The organism is Bradyrhizobium sp. USDA 4369, assembly GCF_054056435.1.
Genome location: NZ_JBSRYH010000001.1, coordinates 5,780,601 through 5,795,985 on the forward strand (window position 1 = coordinate 5,780,601; position 15,385 = coordinate 5,795,985).

9 protein-coding genes, 1 tRNA gene and 3 pseudogenes are annotated in these 15,385 nt (G+C 62.8%); 8 read left to right on the top strand and 5 right to left on the bottom strand.

Annotated features, from left to right (window positions below; translation table 11 throughout):
• Nucleotides 1–44: 44 nt before the first annotated feature.
• The 7 genes and pseudogenes from ACVIJ6_RS26315 to ACVIJ6_RS26345 form a co-directional block, all read left to right on the top strand.
• Nucleotides 45–3,038: an ATP-binding protein gene (locus ACVIJ6_RS26315; protein WP_456775081.1), complete on the top strand. Its 2,994-nt coding sequence runs from the start codon at nt 45–47 to the stop codon at nt 3,036–3,038.
• Nucleotides 3,035–3,751, top strand: coding sequence for a response regulator (locus ACVIJ6_RS26320; RefSeq protein ID WP_456775082.1), 717 nt, complete (start codon nt 3,035–3,037; stop codon nt 3,749–3,751). Before ACVIJ6_RS26315 ends, ACVIJ6_RS26320 begins: the two co-directional genes overlap by 4 nt.
• Nucleotides 3,752–3,889: 138 nt before the next feature.
• Nucleotides 3,890–4,345 carry a response regulator gene (locus ACVIJ6_RS26325; protein WP_456775083.1) on the top strand — a complete coding sequence of 152 codons (456 nt, stop codon included), beginning with the start codon at nt 3,890–3,892 and terminating at the stop codon, nt 4,343–4,345.
• A gap of 106 nt (nt 4,346–4,451) precedes the next feature.
• A pseudogene (locus tag ACVIJ6_RS26330) lies at nt 4,452–4,672 on the top strand (IS3 family transposase); the annotation flags it as partial.
• Nucleotides 4,673–4,933: 261 nt separating this feature from the next.
• Nucleotides 4,934–5,917 (top strand): annotated as a pseudogene (locus tag ACVIJ6_RS26335) (IS3 family transposase); the annotation flags it as partial.
• 439 nt (nt 5,918–6,356) lie between these two features.
• A complete protein-coding gene (locus tag ACVIJ6_RS26340) occupies nt 6,357–7,328 on the top strand; it encodes an alpha/beta hydrolase (RefSeq protein ID WP_456775084.1) in 972 nt (323 codons plus the stop codon).
• Between the two features lie 805 nt (nt 7,329–8,133).
• Nucleotides 8,134–9,165 (top strand): annotated as a pseudogene (locus ACVIJ6_RS26345) (recombinase family protein); the annotation flags it as partial.
• Nucleotides 9,166–9,738: 573 nt separating this feature from the next.
• Here the strand turns inward: ACVIJ6_RS26345 and ACVIJ6_RS26350 are convergent.
• From ACVIJ6_RS26350 to ACVIJ6_RS26365, 4 genes are all read right to left on the bottom strand, one after another.
• Nucleotides 9,739–9,815, bottom strand: a tRNA-Arg gene (locus ACVIJ6_RS26350).
• A 136-nt stretch (nt 9,816–9,951) separates the two neighbouring features.
• Nucleotides 9,952–10,212: a hypothetical protein gene (locus ACVIJ6_RS26355; protein ID WP_456775085.1), complete on the bottom strand. Its 261-nt coding sequence runs from the start codon at nt 10,210–10,212 to the stop codon at nt 9,952–9,954.
• Nucleotides 10,213–10,442: 230 nt separating this feature from the next.
• Nucleotides 10,443–10,694 carry a histone gene (locus ACVIJ6_RS26360; RefSeq protein WP_456775086.1) on the bottom strand — a complete coding sequence of 84 codons (252 nt, stop codon included), beginning with the start codon at nt 10,692–10,694 and terminating at the stop codon, nt 10,443–10,445.
• Nucleotides 10,695–10,795: 101 nt separating this feature from the next.
• On the bottom strand, nt 10,796–12,241 hold the full coding sequence (locus ACVIJ6_RS26365) for a cryptochrome/photolyase family protein (protein WP_456775087.1): 1,446 nt from the start codon (nt 12,239–12,241) through the stop codon (nt 10,796–10,798).
• A gap of 123 nt (nt 12,242–12,364) precedes the next feature.
• Here ACVIJ6_RS26365 and ACVIJ6_RS26370 point away from each other — a divergent pair, with 123 nt between their 5' ends.
• Nucleotides 12,365–14,068: a Cache 3/Cache 2 fusion domain-containing protein gene (locus tag ACVIJ6_RS26370; RefSeq protein ID WP_456775088.1), complete on the top strand. Its 1,704-nt coding sequence runs from the start codon at nt 12,365–12,367 to the stop codon at nt 14,066–14,068.
• 9 nt (nt 14,069–14,077) lie between these two features.
• Here ACVIJ6_RS26370 and ACVIJ6_RS26375 read toward each other — a convergent pair whose 3' ends face one another.
• Nucleotides 14,078–15,382: a TRAP transporter large permease gene (locus tag ACVIJ6_RS26375; RefSeq protein ID WP_456775089.1), complete on the bottom strand. Its 1,305-nt coding sequence runs from the start codon at nt 15,380–15,382 to the stop codon at nt 14,078–14,080.
• Nucleotides 15,383–15,385: the final 3 nt, after the last annotated feature.

A 15,385-nucleotide genomic window follows, 5' to 3' on the forward strand; every position in this document is an offset into this window, starting at 1 on the left:
CGCCTCGTTCGATGGAGGCGGGCTCGAGCGGGCGGGACTGGCCGATGACGAGCCGCATCCGGCAACGATTGATGTGGTTAGGGGGTCCGAGCACGGTTCGGCCTGGTGTGCCTCTGTCGATCCAGGCGAGGCTCTTCCGAATCATTCTCATGCTGTCAGTTCCTGCTTTCATTGGACTGGCGGTGCTGACCTTTGGGCTGTATCGGCACGAACGCGAGCAGATTTCGCAGGGCGCGTTGGCGACCGTCCGTGCGCTCGTCTCCGCTCTGGACCGGGATCTTTCCGGAACGTCGTCCGCAGCTCAGATCCTGGCGGAATCGTCAGCTCTCGCGTCCGACGATCTGGCCGCCTTTCATGTCGAGGCGCTGGGAAGCCTCCGATACCTGCATGGCTCCGCGGTCGTGGTTGCGGATGCAGCCGGCCAGCAAGTCGTTAACACCTCGTTGCCCTTCGGCGCCCCGCTGCCGGTACGCGCAGAGATAGTAAACCACCAGAAGGTATTTGCGACAGGCAGGCCTTCGGTCTCCGATGTCTTCAACGGCGCCGTTTCGCAGAAGCCGGCACTGTCCATTGATGTCCCGGTATTTCGCGACGGGAAGGTGAAATACACGCTGGGCGTCGCCTTGGACGTGGGTAGGCTGAATGGCCTGTTCGATAATCAGAAACTGCCGGCCGGTTGGATCGCCTCCGTCACGGACTCCGACGGTGTCATTGTTGCGCGCTCCCAAGACCCCGAACAGATCGGGATGCGTGCGCCGGTCAGACTGGCTGCCATCGAATCGTCGCAGCCCAGTGTGGTTGAAACCCACCGCGTTGACGGCACGCCAATACTCGTCGGGTTCAGTCGGTCCGAGCAGTCGAACTGGACCGTCTCGCTCGGAGTTCCAATCGCCGATCTGTACCGCAAGCCGAACCTGGTTCTGATGTATGGCGGCGCCGGTGTTTTTGGCGTCCTCGTCGTCGGTCTGATCCTGGCGATGTATGAATCGAAGCGGATCGCGCGCGCCGTGCAGGGCTTGATACCCGAAGCGCTTGCGTTGCCGGCAGGCGAAGCTGCCGCGGCTCCGAAATCCGACGTCAAGGAAATCAACGATGCGCTTGCTGCGATCGAGCGATCACGCCAATTGCTGGAGCAGCGCACGCTGGAGCGCGATAGCGCCAAAATGGCCATTGCGGCGAGAAGTCTCGCGGACGAGATGTTCCGCCTGGCGGTTGAGGCCTGTCCGAACGGGATGTTGATGATCGATCCCCGGGGCAGGATTTCGATGGCCAACGGCGAGATCGAAAGGCTGTTTGGTTACGGCCGTGAGGAGTTGATCGGTCAGTCGGTGGATATTCTGGTCCCCGATCGTTCGAAGGTGAAGCACGCAACGTTTCAGCAAACCTTCGCGTCGCACCCCGAAGGCCGCCAGATGGGCGCCGCCCGTGAACTCTCCGGACGGCGAAAGGACGGCAGCGAGTTTCCCGTCGAGGTCGGTCTCAATCCGATTCGCGCCGGCCAAGGGCTCATGATTCTCGGCGTCGTTGTCGACGTCAGCGAGCGCAGGCGCGTCGAACGTCTGAAGGACGAGTTTGTGGCGACGGTCAGCCACGAACTACGGACGCCGCTGACCTCGGTCGCCGGTTCATTGGGGCTACTCAAGGGATGCTGGATCGAGAAGATCCCAGAGTCCGCCGCGCGACTGGTGAAAATCGCCCACGCGAACAGCGAACGTCTGGGACGTCTCGTCAACGACATCCTCGACATGGAGAAGATCGAGGCGGGCGATACTGCCTTCAACCTCAGAAGGGTTGAAGTAAGGTCGCTGGTCAGTCAGGTCATCGAGGACAATCGCGGCTACGCAGACCATTTTTCTGTGGGCGTCGAACTCTTGGCCGGCGCCGCGGAGATCCATGCCAATGTGGATCCGGATCGACTGGCGCAAGCGATTGCGAACCTGCTGTCGAATGCAATCAAGTTCTCCGTGTCCGGCGGGGTCGTACAGGTGACGGTGGAGGATCACGGAGACAGCTTGCGGATCGCCGTGCGCGATCATGGTCCGGGCATACCCGAGGACTTCAAACCGCATCTTTTCGAGAAGTTCGCCCAGGCGGATGCCACGGATGCCCGCCAAAAGGGCGGGACCGGCCTCGGCCTCAGTATCGTGAAGCAGATCGCGGAGCGGCTCGGAGGCAAGGCTGGCTTCGAAAACACCGACAGCGGCGGTGCGATGTTCTATGTCGATCTGCCGATGTGGGACGATACCGTCGGCGGCAGGATCGACACGACCGTCACCGGCGCTTCGTCGCGGATCCTGTTGTGCGAAACCGATCCGGTCGTCAAGAAGACGATCCGGACGAAATTGGCCTCTGTCGGCCTGACGGTGGATTTCGCGCATTCGGTACAAGCCGCGCTCTTGCGTGCCAGCACCGGCCGGTACGCGGCGGTCGTCGTCGATCTGCCGCTTGATGACGACGAGTGTATCGATCTGGCGAGGCAGATTCGAAGCATTCCTCACCACGACAAGACCGACATCATCGTCTGCTCCGACGCGCCTGGGGGCGGGGACGCCGATGCCAGTCGTCGAGAGACGAGCGACCTGCAATGGCAGGAGCGCCCGATCGATGTCGAGCGTCTCGTATCCCATCTTGCTGCAACGCCACCGTCGCGTCGTGCGAGGCCGCGCATTCTTCACGTCGATGGCGATCACGAAACGCTCGCTGTCGTCGCGCGTGCGCTGGAAGTCGTGGCCGACATGGTCTCTGCCGACAGTGCGGAGGTTGCGCGGCGCATATTGGCGACGGAACGCATCGATCTCGCGATCGTGGGGACCCGCTTGGGTACAGAGTCAGGCTTGGATCTCTTGCCGGACTTGCGCGATCCAGACGGCAAGATCATACCCGTGATCATGTTCTCCAACTTGGATCAGGTCTGGCCGGACGATGATCAATCGCAACCAGCCTTGCCCAAGATGACATCTTCCCTCGACCGCCTTGGACGCATCGTGCGCGATCGACTTGGGCTCTCAACATCGTTGTCTGTAAGGGAGGTCGCATGACCGAGATTCGCATTCTTCACGTCGATGATGAGCGGGATATCCGAGACGTCGTCGAGTTGTCACTCGGCCTCGATCCCGAATTCAAAGTGCACAGCTGCGCCTCAGGACGCGAGGCCGTGGCGATGGCAGCTGAACTGGCGCCGGATCTCATCTTGCTCGATGTCATGATGCCGGTTCTGGACGGGCCGGAGACGCTGGTTCGCCTCCGCCAGAGCACCGCAACGGCCGACGTGCCCGTCGTCTTCATGACGGCCCGAACCCAGGCACGGGAGACGGATCGTTTTCGGTCTCTGGGGGCTGCAGGCGTGATTCAAAAGCCGTTCGATCCGTTGACACTTGCGGCGTCGCTCCGGACCTATCTGAGGCCTTCGCATGATCCGCTTGAGCAATTGCGGGCGGAGTTCCTGCTCAGGGTCCGGCGAGATGCTGAGCTCCTCTCCAATCATTCGCAGATGTTGGAGGACGAGGGGCGAGTATCGTACCTGTTGGATCAGATCAGATTGACGGCCCACGCCCTCTCGGGCGCCAGCGGCATCTACGGGTTCACCGCATTGAGCGAGGCTGCTGCAGATCTGGAGGATGCAGTCGTGGCTGAAATCCGTGGCGAAGCACATGGCGCTGACACCGATCGCGCGCTCAAAAGTCTTATCAGCGAGATGCAGCGGTGCGGGTGCTCGATGCAGTCTGCCACACGGTCCTTGCAGCAGGCATAGCGTCAAACGTCGGAGGGATCCGCGTATTCCTACCTGGAAGGTGGCTAAGGAAGCCTTAGGCTCAACCCCGTCTGCTTGGGGACAGGCATGCGGGACGGTCGATTGACCAGATCCGGCAGCAACGACAGGAGCGGCAACATGCAGCGGTCTGCGAGGCCGATCGAGGCTTTCGGCGTACAGGAAATAATCAGCAATATAGAAACGACGCGGACTTTTAGCACCAAGCCCAGTCTGCTCGTCGCCGATGATGACGCCGCGGTGCTCGGGCTGCTCTCAATCCATTTCGCGCGTTTGGGCTTCCGTGTGGATACCGCATCCGATGGGCTTCAAGCCTTTTTGAAGGTCACGAGGGGCAAGCCCAACGTGCTGGTGATCGATGTCAATATGCCTGAATTGGACGGCCTGTCGGTTTGCGGGCATCTGCTCGATGCGGATCGCGTCCCAGCGAACGTGATCATCATAACGGGCAGCAAAAATCAGCATACGCTGCAGAGATGCGAACGGGTCGGAACCCATCACGTCAGGAAGGGACCGGATTTCTGGACAGACCTGGACAGCGCTCTGATGAGGATGGGCCCGCCAATGGCGCGTTAATCTCAAGGCACGAGCTGTTAGCCATCCTCAGCTTGCGCTTGAGGCATCAGGCTGTCATTGCTGCAGTGTCTCTGCGCAACGTGCTTTGAAACCCAAAGGCTCGGCCTATCGGCCGCTATTCATCCTGCTGCGGCGGGACCGTGAGCCGTCTGGGATCAATCGCATCAATCGGCTCTACCGGGAGGAAGGGCTCGCGGTGCGCAAGCGCGGCACCCGCCGCAAGGGTTGTGGTGGTGTGTCCGCGTGCCGATCCGGATGGAGGCGAAGCCGAATGCGCGCTCGACGCTCGACTTCGTGTCCGATCAGTTCGCGGGCGGACGACGCTTCTACGAGGCGGCGAGCGCGCTGCTGACGCGCTTCAAGCGTCGGGAGAAGGTCAAGACCTGGGGACTGGCGGTCGCCAAGTGCTCTGGAAACCGCAAGGCGGTGGTTGCGGCTGCCGGGATTGTCCAAGATCACGATATCGCCGGGATGAAGGGTAGGCAAAAGAACCTGCTCTACATAGGCGCTGACGTGCCCCCGCCAAATTAGGCCAGTTTGAACTGGAATTTTCCACTTATGATCCCACCCGGGACAGAGGAGAGTTCCATGAAGGCATCGAAGTTTTCGGAGGCTCAGATCGCATTTGTTCTGAAGCAGGCTGAGGACGGTACGGCGCTTGCGGAGGTTTGCCGCAGGGCCGGGATCAGCCAGGACACCTATTTCAATTGGAAGAAAAGGTATGACGGGCTGTTGCCGACCGAGATGCGTCGATTGAAGCTGCTCTCGAGGAGAAGGACGGCAGGCTGAGGAGGCTGGTCGCGGATTTGTCGCTCGACAAGGAGATGCTGCAGGACGTGATCCGCCGAAAGCTGTGAAGCCTGGTCGGAAGCGCAAGCTCGTCGACGAGGTACGCAGCGAATGGCAGGTGTCGATCCGCAGGGCGTGCGAGGCCCTTGAGTTCGACAGGTCGACCGACCACTAAAGATCTCGTCGCTCCGACCAGGCTGCCCTCGAACAACGGATCAGGGAGATCTGTCATGTCCGCGTTCGCTACGGCTATCGTCGCATTCACGTCGTGCTTCGTCGCGAGGGATGGCGCCACGGTCAGAACAAGACGCGGCGGGTTTATCGCGAGTTGGGCCTGCAGTTGCGCAACGAGACGCCGAAACGCAGGGTCAAGGGCAAGCTGCGGGATCGCCGCCCGGCGACGCGATCGAACGAGACCTGGGCAATGGATTTCGTCCATGACCAGTTGGCTATGGGACGCAAGCTTCGGGGGCTCACGGTTGTCGACATCTTCTCCCGCTTCTCGCCGGCGCTGGCACCGCGGTTCACCTTCCGCGGCACCGATGTCGTGGAGATACTGGAAAGAGTCTGCAATGAAGTGGGAGTCCCGGCGACGATCCGCGTCGATCAAGCCACCGAGTTCGTATCGCGCGATCTCGACGTCTGAGCCTATCAGCGCGGCGTCACGCTGGACTTCTCCAGGCCAGGCGAGCCGACGCGACAACGCGTTCATGGAGGCGTTCAACGGCCGCATTCCGGGAGGAATGCCTCAACGCCCATTGGTTCCTGACGCTTGCCGACGCCGAGTAAAAAGTGTGGCCGATCATGCGCCAGGACTACCGGTAGCGCAGAAAATCCCCGATTATACAAGGCGTTATCGAGCATTCGGTGATGACGGGCGATGGCTGGTGAAGCGCGGCGAAGGTGGCCCTGGCGCGCCACGGCCGATGAAGATGGGCACTATTGCTTCGCCGTAGCGCTATGATGCTGCGGCCGCCAAGACGATCCTGCCGAATAACCAGCGATGGACTACGATCTTGCGCTACGCCTTATGGGCGGCCGTCTTCCTGATTTCGCTGGTGGTCCGGTTACCCTTCGATAGCGGCCCTTTCGACCAGCCGCGGGATCGACATGACGGGCACATGAGGCGACACAACGTCAGGCAACAGTGTTGATGGTGGCTGTGCCCGTTTTTCGCTACTGTTGACAAGACAATTGAACCGACCCGCTCTAGGAGGACGCAGTGCGCTGGTGGCTCATTGGGCTGCTCGGCATCGTCGGCATCGTCGTTGCCGCGTTTTTCTTGTCGCCTTGGCCGAGCGTTTACCTGATTAGGCTAGTTTTCGACAAAGGCGCGGCTGAGGCGTCTGCAAAACTTGAGAAACATACACCTCAATTGGTCCGCGTGACCACTGTCAGCTACGATCCGGCCGATAAGGATGGGTTTCTCGACATCTACCGGCCGCCGCAGCAAAGGCCCAAAGTCCCTACCGTAGTTTGGGTCCACGGCGGCGGTTTCGTTTCCGGCCGTCGCTCGGATGTCGCAAACTACTTGAAAGTACTCGCCGGATACGGTTTCACCGTCGTCAATGTCGAGTACACGATCGCTCCGGAAGCGACCTATCCCACGCCAATCAGGCAGGTGAACAAGGCCCTTAGCTATCTCGGCCGTGAGGGCGGACGGCTGGGTGTTGACCCAGATCGCATTGTCATCGCTGGCGACAGCGCCGGAGCCCAGATTGCGGCACAGACCGCAGCGATCATTACAAACCCGGAATATGCGCAAAGGGTGGGTCTCACCCGGGAGGCGGCGCCATTTCAGCTTGTGGGGACGATTCTCTTCTGTGGCGTCTATGACATCACCGGGATGGGAGGCCGAGGCGGTATCCTCAGTTGGTTCATTCAATCGACGACGTGGGCCTACAGCGGCAAGCGTGATTGGCGGCAAGCAAAAGGATTCGAGACGATGTCGGTCGCACCCAACGTAACCAAAGCATTTCCACCGACGTTCATCAGCGCGGGGAATGCCGACCCTTTAAGCCCACAGTCTCTCGCCATGGCCGGAGCGCTGAAGGCGAAGGCTGTGAAAGTCCAAGAACTATTCTTCCCGCCGGACTACGAGCCGCGCCTTGGACACGAATATCAGTTCGATCTGGATGTGGAGGCTGGAAGGCTTGCTCTGACGCGATCGGTCGAATGGTTGAATGAACTTTGAGCGATGACTGCTTCGGGTCATTCGCGTCGAGATTGCCGCGTCCGCTCACTGGTCCGCTATCGACAATACCCGACACTACTGACCGAGGGCTGCGTGCTCGGGGCGAGCTCAGCCGGTTCGTCGGCAGCCGGTCAAGGCCGCAAGCCGAGCGGAGCCGGTCGCGAGAAACGCGGGCCTTGACGGACTGACGCTGAGCCGGCGGCTTTGCCGCCAAGCGATCATGGCTACTCGCTTAGCGCGAACGCATCTGTGCTGGTGTCGAAGGGAGCGACCACGATCCGTGTGGAAATTTGCCGCTGAGTCATCTCGAGTACCGCAAGGTGTTCTAAAGCTTTGTAACGGCGGCGCATTGGTGAGAACGGCAGGTTGTGCCGGTATATCGCAATGTTTGCCGCGTCACTGGAATTTGCTGGTGCCTCCGACCCCAACCGACCGCACGCACCTTGCGTGCTTTTATCCTGCCTTTGAGCGGCTGGCCTCTTTCGTGGCACCCCAGCGTAACGTGGCGTAGACATCGGCCGTTCTGTGGATTGGCCAGGCTTGCCACAGTGGCGCCATGGCTCCCGCTCACAAATCCCGGCTACGGCGTCCGCCGACCCGCGCGCCACTTGACGATCTCTATGACTACGCGCATGCGCCCGCTCGTCGTGGCCGACGACGAGCGAAGCGCGTTTCGATAACATGGGCCATGACGGACGACTGGCCGACGGACGTGCCCGTGACCGAAACCGAGATCGATGTCTTCGAAGCCTGGTCCGGTGATCTGTTCGACGAGTTGTTTGGGAAAGGCTGAGAGGACATCACCATGGCTGCAACGGTTCGGGCGGCGCTGTACTTGCGAGTCTCGACGGGACGGCAGGCCGAGAGCGATCTCTCCATCCCGGACCAGCGCCGCCAGGCGAAGAACTACTGCGCGTCTCGCGGATGGGAGGTTGTCGCCGACTACGTCGAGCCGGGCGCGTCCGCGACCGACGATCGGCGGCCGGAGTTCCAGCGCATGGTTGACGCGGCGTCGGTCAAACCGCCGGCGTTCGATGTGATCCTGGTCCACAGCTTCAGCCGCTTCTTCCGCGACCAGTTCCAGCTTGAGTTTTATGTCCGCCGGCTTGCCAAGAACGGCGTGCGTCTGGTGTCGATCACGCAGGAGCTCGGCGACGATCCGATGAGCAACATGATCCGCCAGATCATGGCTCTGTTCGACGAGTACCAGTCCAAGGAGAACGCCAAGCATACGCTTCGCGCCATGAAGGAAAACGCGCGGCAGGGCTTCTGGAATGGAGCGCTGCCGCCGATCGGCTACCGCGTCGTGGAAGCCGCCGAGCAGCGCGGCCACCGCACGAAGAAGGCGCTGGAGATCGACCCGATCCAGGCCGAGACCGTGCGACTGATCTATCGCCTGGCGCGCGAAGGAAACGGCTCGTCGGGATCAATGGGCGTCAAATCGATCGCCAAACATCTGAACGAATCCGGCATCCGCACCCGTGATGGCGGGCGCTGGGGCGTCGATGCCGTGCACAAGGTGCTGACGCGAACGACGTATATCGGCCGCCATCGCTTCAACACCAAATTTTGGAAAACGCGCGAGCGCAAACCGGAGGCCGAGATCGTCGAGATGGCGGTGCCGTCGATCATCGAGGCCGCGGAGTTCGAGGCGGTGCAGACGCTGCTCAAGACACGCTGCCCGGCACTGACCGCGCCGCGCATCGTCAGCGGCCCAACTCTCCTTACCGGGATCTGCTTTTGCGCTGCCTGCGGCGGGGCGATGACGCTGAGGACCGGAAAGAGCGGGAGATACAAGTATTACACTTGCTCGACCAAGTCCCGGCAGGGCGAGACCGGTTGCAAGGGCCGCACCGTTCCCATGGAAAAGCTCGACAGCGTGGTGGCCGAGCACATCGAGCACCGTCTTTTGCAGCCGAAACGTCTCGAGGAAGTCTTATCGGCCGTCCTGCATCGCCGTAAGGAGCGCGCGGAGCGCCGAACCACGCATATCGCCGAATTGCGCAAGCGTGCGGCCGAAGCAGAAGCCAAACTCAAGCGGCTGTACGATGCCATCGAAAACGGGATCGCTGACATCTCCGATCCGCTACTCAAGGAGCGCGTCACCGAGCTGAAGTCCATCCGCGACCAGGCCCGCGCCGACGCAGAGCGGGCCGAGGGCGCGCTGGATCGGGCTGGGCCGAGCATCACACCCCAGGCACTCAAGACCTTCGCCAGCCAGGCCCGCAGGCGGATGCGGACCGAGTCGGGCGGTTACCGCCGGGACCACCTCCGCGCCCTGGCCCAGCGGGTCGAAGTCGACGCGAAAGAGATTCGCATCATGGGGTCGAAAAGCGTGCTTCTGCGCACGCTCGTCGCCGCATCGAGCGCAAAAACGGCAGGTTTTGGAGTGCCCAGTTCTGTACCGAAGTGGCGCGCTCGGAGAGATTCGAACTCCCGACCCTCGGAATCGAAATCCGATGCTCTATCCAGCTGAGCTACGAGCGCAAAATGTGCAGGACCGATCCCGCGAGGTCCTCGATATCAGACTTGGCGGGGCAAGGCCAGCCTTCGCGGCGCTCGGATGCACGACATTCGAGATCGGCCGAATGCGCAGACTGCCGCAACGGTGTCGATAACCCGATCAGAAGCAGGGATGGCGGCGGCGGTCCTGGCCGATATAGCTCGCCGCGCTCTGGTAGCAGTGATTGGTCGACGGGCCGTCATAGAAGGCGAAGGTGCCAGGCAGCGGACCCGGCCCGTAATTGTGCAGGAAGCTGATCGTGTAAGGCAGGCCGTGATATTGGCGGTGATGACGATGATGACTGCGGGCCTCCGAGGCCGTGGGAACCAGGGTGGCCGCAGCCAGGATCAAGGTGGCGACGAATATTGTAAGCTTGCTCATGTGGTGTCTCCAGGGAAGCAGACGACAGCAGGTCTTCTGTTCAGTCTAACGTCAAAGGGCCGGAGAGGGAGGCACAATGCGGCTCTGTCGCCAAACCGTCAGCTGTCTTCGTATTGAGCAATCCACGAAACAATCCAGCGCCAGATCGTCCCCACTACCGGGCACTGGATTGTTTCGCCGAGACCGGCAGTGCAAGCGATCGCCTGCTGGCTTCAGTCCGACCAAGCGGATTAGCGCTTGGCCTTCTTCGTCTTCTTGGCGGCCTTTTTCGCCGTCTTCTTCGCAGTCTTCTTGGCGGCCTTCTTCACGGTCTTTTTGGCCGACTTCTTGGTTGCGACCTTCTTGGCTTTGGCGGCGGCCCGCTTGGGTGCAGCCTTCTTGGAGGTCTTCTTGGCTGCCTTCTTGGCCGCGCGTCTGGCCTTCGGGGCCGCCGCGACCACCGGATCCTTCGGCGGCTCGGCGGGCGTGCTGGTCTCGGTCACGGTAGGGTCAGAGAGTGGAGTGTCGTCCATATCGGTCCCCCGATGTGTTGGAAACACTGCAACGATAGCTGGATTCTGCCGGCTGTCAAAGCGCACCGCAACTAATCACTTGTGCGCAGGCTCGCATAGGCGGCCAATGCACGCTCCCGTCCGTGCCTGTGATCGACGATCGGCGCCGGGTAGGAGCGGCCGAGCACGATTCCGGCCTCGGCGAGCTCGAGCGGCTTGGCCGCCCAGGGCTGATGGATCAGGGCGGCCGGAAGCCGCGCCAGTTCCGGAACCCAGCGCCGCACATAGGTCCCGCTGGAATCGAACTTCTCGCCCTGCAACACCGGATTGAAGACGCGAAAATAGGGCGCTGCGTCGGCACCCGAGCCGGCCACCCACTGCCAACTGGCCGGGTTGCTGCCGGGATCGGCATCAACCAGCGTGTCCCAGAACCATTGTTCGCCGAGCCGCCAGTCGATCAGGAGATGCTTCACCAGAAGCGAGGCTGCGACCATGCGGACCCTGTTGTGCATGCTGCCGGTGTGCCAGAGTTCGCGCATCCCGGCATCCACGATCGGATAACCGGTCTGCCCGCGCTGCCACGCCCACAACGCCGCATCGTCCTGCGTCCACGGAAATGCGTCGAAGGAGGGCTGCAGATTGCGGGTTGCGAGGTCAGGATTGTTGAACAGCAGGTGGCGGCTGAACTCTCGCCAGCCGAGCTCGCTCAGGAACTTGTCGATGCCGCCCGCGAAGGCCGGCTGCTGCTCGGCGGCGAACCGCGCCGCGTGCCAGATCTGACGCGGGCTGATCTCGCCGAAGCGCAGATGTGGCGACAGGCGCGAGGTCGCCTCGATGTCCGGCCGGTCGCGGTCGGCGGCATAGCCGCGCACGGTGGTCTCGAGGAACTTTACGAGCCGCGCCTGCGCGGCGCGCTCGCCGGCGCGCCAGGTCGCGCGCAGACCGCCGGCCCAGTCAGGGCTGGTCGGCTCCAGCGCCAGTTCGTCGACCGTGAGGCTCGCGACGCCCGATGGCGACGACAGCCGGACCGGAACGGGCAGCGGCTTCGGCGGGTCGCCCAAGGCGAGCACGCGCTTCCAGAATGGCGTGAACACACGTGGACCGCGACCGTCCTTGCCGCGCAGTTCGGCCGGATCGATCAGCAGGTCGTCGGCAAAAACACGCGACTTGACGCCGATCGCATCGAGCGCCGCCTCGACCTCTGCGGCCACCGCGCGCGGTCCGGCCTGGGCCACATCGTTCCAATAGACCGCGCTCGTGCTCGCCTCGCGCGCCAGCTCGCTGATCGCCTTCGCCGAAGGTCCGCGACGGATCACGAGCTTGGCGCCGAGCGGGTCGAGTTCGTCTTGAAGCGCACGCAGTGATTGCGCCAACCACCAGCGCGACGCGCTACCGAGGGGACGGAGTGCAAGGCTCTCAGTATCGTAAATGTAACAGCATAAGACGGGCGCGCCGGAGGTGGCAGCTGCATGCAACGCGGGGTGGTCAGAGAGTCGTAGGCTCTCGCGAAACCATACTATGATGGGGGAAAAAGACATCACTGGGTATCTGGCTGCCGTTTTCGAGGAGGCTTGCGAATTCTACACGCCGGAAAAATAACTGTTGGAAACCAACTACGGGCAGTTTGAGATTCAGTTGCAGTTCCCCAGAAGGTTTTTGACGTGTCCCTCAAGTTGAAGCTCGGCACCAAGGCGCTGATCGGCGCCGCGGTCGTGATCGCTTTGAATACAGCTCTCGTGGTCGGTGCCGCCTATTGGTCGCTGTCGTCCGATTTCGCCGATCGTGCCAAGCGGGACATTGAAGGCAATCTGCGCACCTTCGCCTTGACCTTCGCCGAGACGTTCAAGGACGCCAAGGTGAGCGTGCAGAACGGCGCGGTCACCCGTATCGAGGTCCCTGCGATGTCCGACATCAAGGACCACGCGACCGTCGATCGCGCCACGTCCTATGTCGGCGGCAGCGCCACGCTGTTCGTCGTCGATGACAGCGGACAATTTGTGCGGCGCTCGACCAATGTGAAGAAGGAGAATGGCGACCGCGCGGTGGGCACCCAGCTTGCCGCCGACCATCCGGCGCAGCCGCTGCTGCGGCGTGGCGAGGCCTATAAGGGCCCGGCTGTCCTGTTCGGCAAGCCGTTCATGACCGCCTATTTCCCGGTGACGAATCCGGCCGGCAAGGTGCTCGGCATTCTCTATGTCGGCGTGCCCATGGCTGAGCTCGACGCCATGCTGTCGCAGGTGATGCAGACCATGATGGTCGCAGCCGGCATCGCCGCTCTGCTGGTGCTTGGCCTGACCATGCTCGCCGTGCGGCGCGTCACCAAGCCATTGACCGCCGTGACGGAAGCCCTGACCGCGATCGCCGACGGCCGCGAGGACATCGAGATCAGGTCGGACGACCGCACTGACGAGATCGGCGAGATCGCCCGCAGCCTCGTGTTCTTCCGTAGCGCCGCCAGCGAGCGGCGCCGGATGCGCGAGGAGCAGGCGGCCGCGGCTGCGGCCGCCGTCGAACAGCGCAAGACCGAGCTGCAGTGCTTCGTGAATTCGTTCCAGGCTAGCATCGGCGGCATCATCGAAAACGTGCTGACGTCGGCGAGCGAGTTCGAACGCGAGGCCCGCCAGCTGACCGAGGCCGCGCGCACCACCGCCGACCTGTCGGGCCAGTCGGCCGGGGCGTCCGAGACCGCGTCCGAGCACGTCCACACCGCGGCGGCTGCGTCCGACGAACTGTCCGGCTCGATCGCCGAGATCATCCGCCGCGTGCAGGAATCCAATGCGATCGCGGCCGAGGCGGTCAACCAGGCCACCGCCACCGATCAGCGCATCAAGGAGCTGTCGGACGCCGGCAACCGGATCGGAGACGTCGTCAAGCTGATCACCTCGATCGCCGAGCAGACCAACCTGCTGGCGCTGAACGCGACCATCGAAGCCGCCCGCGCCGGCGACGCCGGCCGCGGCTTCGCGGTGGTCGCCCAGGAGGTCAAGACGCTCGCCGGGCAGACCGCCAACGCGACCGAAGAGATTTCCAGCCAGATCGCCAACATGCAGACCGTGACCCAGGAATCGGTCGACGCCATCAAGGCGATCGGCGCGACCATCGAGCGCATCAACGAGATCGCCGCATCGATCTCGGCCGCGGTCGAGCAACAGCGCGCGGCCACGCAGAACATCACCCAGAGCGTCCGTTCGGCCGCGAGCGGCACCGCCGAGGTCGTCAACAACATCCGCAGCGCGGCGCGCGGGGCGGGCGAGACCGGCGAAAGCTCCAACCGGATGTTCACCTCGGCGCAGGCGCTCTCCGGCGAGAGCCTGCGGCTGAAGGCCGAGGTCCAGAAGTTCCTCGACAACATGCAGGCGGCCTGACACGGCGACTCACCCATACAGCAGCCGGGGCAGGATCGTCACGATGCCCGGGAACAAAGTGAGCAGCAGAACGAAGGCGATCATGATGATCAGATAGGGGGCGGTCACGCGGGCGATATAGCCCAGGCCGTCCTCGGTCAGGCCCTGGATCACGAACAGGTTGAAGCCGACCGGCGGGGTGATCTGGGCCATCTCGACGGCGAGCACCAGGAAGATACCGAACCAGACCTCGTCGAAGCCCGCGCCCTTCACGATCGGCAGCACGATCGGCAGTGTCATCACGATCATCGAGAAGCCGTCGAGGAAGCAGCCGAGGATCAGATAGAACACGATCAGCACGGCGATCAGCATGAACGGCGACAGGCCGAGCCCCTTGACGAAGGCGGCCACCGCCTGCGGAATGCCGAGGAACGCTGCGGCGTTGCCAAGGATCGAGGCGCCGAGCACGATCAGCGCGATCATCGAGCAGGTGATCACCGAGCCGATCATCACATCCCGGACCACCTGCTGCGACATCGCACCCTGAAAATACGCCACCAGCGCCGCGCCGAGCACGCCGACGGCGGCGGCTTCCGATGGCGTGGCCAGCCCGCCATACATCGAGCCGAGCACGCAGGCGATCAGGAACAGCGCCGGCGCGAGATCCTTCAGTGCGGCGAAGCGCTCGGCCCAGGGCACAAGCGACAGCTGCGCCTCGGCCTTCGGCACCATCGCGGGCTTCAGCGTGGTGTGCAGCATCACCCAGCCCATGAAGGTCGCGGCCAGCAGCAGTCCCGGCAGCACGCCGGCAGTAAAGAGCTTGAGAATAGAAACGTCGCCAAGCACGCCATAGATGATCATGATGTTCGACGGCGGGATCAGGAAGCCGAGCGTGCCGGCACCGGCCAGCGAGCCGATCGCGATGTCGCGCGAATAGCCGCGGCGCAGCAGCTCGTTCAGCGACATCCGGCCGATCACCTGCGTCGTCGCCGCCGAAGAGCCGGAGATCGCGGCGAAGATGGTGCAGCCGATGACGTTGACGTGGAGCAGGCGGCCCGGCAGCAGCCCGGCCCATGGCGCCAGGCCCTGGAACAGCGAGCGCGACAGCCGGGTGCGGAACAACAGCTCGCCCATCAGAATGAACAGCGGCAGCGCCAGCAGCTCCTGGGTGGTCAGGATGTTCCAGGCATACTGCGGAAGCAGCTTGTCGAGCGGGATCGAGCGGAACATCGCCAGCAGCAGGGTGGCGGTCAGCGCAAGCGTGAGCCCGATCCACAGGCCACCGGCCAGCAGCGCGAACAGGATGACGAACAGGGCGATGACTTCGATGGTCATGGG

What these genes read in the sequence shown, in the direction of transcription:
- ACVIJ6_RS26315 (WP_456775081.1), top strand. Translation starts at nt 45, where the DNA reads ATGACGAGCCGCATCCGGCAACGATTGATGTGGTTAGGGGGTCCGAGC.
- ACVIJ6_RS26320 (WP_456775082.1), top strand. Translation starts at nt 3,035, where the DNA reads ATGACCGAGATTCGCATTCTTCACGTCGATGATGAGCGGGATATCCGA.
- ACVIJ6_RS26325 (WP_456775083.1), top strand. Translation starts at nt 3,890, where the DNA reads ATGCAGCGGTCTGCGAGGCCGATCGAGGCTTTCGGCGTACAGGAAATA.
- ACVIJ6_RS26355 (WP_456775085.1), bottom strand. Translation starts at nt 10,212, where the DNA reads ATGAGCAAGCTTACAATATTCGTCGCCACCTTGATCCTGGCTGCGGCC.
- ACVIJ6_RS26365 (WP_456775087.1), bottom strand. Translation starts at nt 12,241, where the DNA reads ATGTCTTTTTCCCCCATCATAGTATGGTTTCGCGAGAGCCTACGACTC.
- ACVIJ6_RS26375 (WP_456775089.1), bottom strand. Translation starts at nt 15,382, where the DNA reads ATGACCATCGAAGTCATCGCCCTGTTCGTCATCCTGTTCGCGCTGCTG.